This is a genomic window from Alkalibacterium sp. s-m-28 (assembly GCF_054658175.1).
Genome location: NZ_BAAGIQ010000226.1, coordinates 1 through 755 on the forward strand (window position 1 = coordinate 1; position 755 = coordinate 755).

The window sequence follows — 755 nt, forward strand, 5'->3', positions numbered from 1 at the left end:
TGCGATTTGAAGAATTACTTTGATACAATCAACCATCAAGTACTAAGAAATAACCTCGAATACTATATTCAAGATAAAATAGTGTTGAGAAATATTTGGAACTTTTTAAAATCTGGCATCATGGACCAAGACTTCTATGTCGAGACAGATATGGGGACTCCTCAAGGAGGTCCGTTATCTCCTCTGTTAGCAAATGTTTATTTACATCATCTAGACAGAGAACTTGAACGCAGAGGACACAAGTTCGCTCGATACGCAGATGACTTCGTCATCTATGTTAAAAGTAAACGAGCGGGCGAACGGGTTATGGAAAATATCACGGAATTTATCGAGGACAAATTACGCTTAACAGTTAACAAAGAGAAAAGCCGAATCACTACTCCAAGCAAATCAAAATTCTTGGGTTTCCATATTCATAATAATATGGGAAAGTCGGATGCCGACCTAGTAAGTCGGCGAAACAAAAATTCCGGAATAAACTCAGAAAATTAACTCGTCGCAATCGACCAGGCTCTTTCAAAGATATAGTGAAGGACATCAACCGTGTAACGGTAGGATGGATTAATTACTATAGAATCGGATTTATGAAATCTTTTATGATTGAAATTAAATCGTGGTTGAATCATCGGCTAAGACAATTGATTTGGAAGAGATGGAAGAAAGTATCCACTCGATATAGAAAATTAAAACAACTGGGGATAGAACACGATGATGCACTCAAAATGGCTGGTAGCCGAAAGGCTTACTGGAGGCTC

General features: G+C 38.0%; 1 protein-coding gene and 1 pseudogene. Both read left to right on the top strand.

All coding sequences use genetic code 11. From position 1 onward, the window contains the following. Positions 1-492: reverse transcriptase domain-containing protein (locus ACYQ4S_RS12065; RefSeq protein WP_459771400.1), on the top strand; the 492-nt coding region annotated here is incomplete at its 5' end. A 29-nt stretch (positions 493-521) separates the two neighbouring features. After that, positions 522-755, top strand: a pseudogene (locus ACYQ4S_RS12070) (group II intron maturase-specific domain-containing protein); the annotation flags it as partial.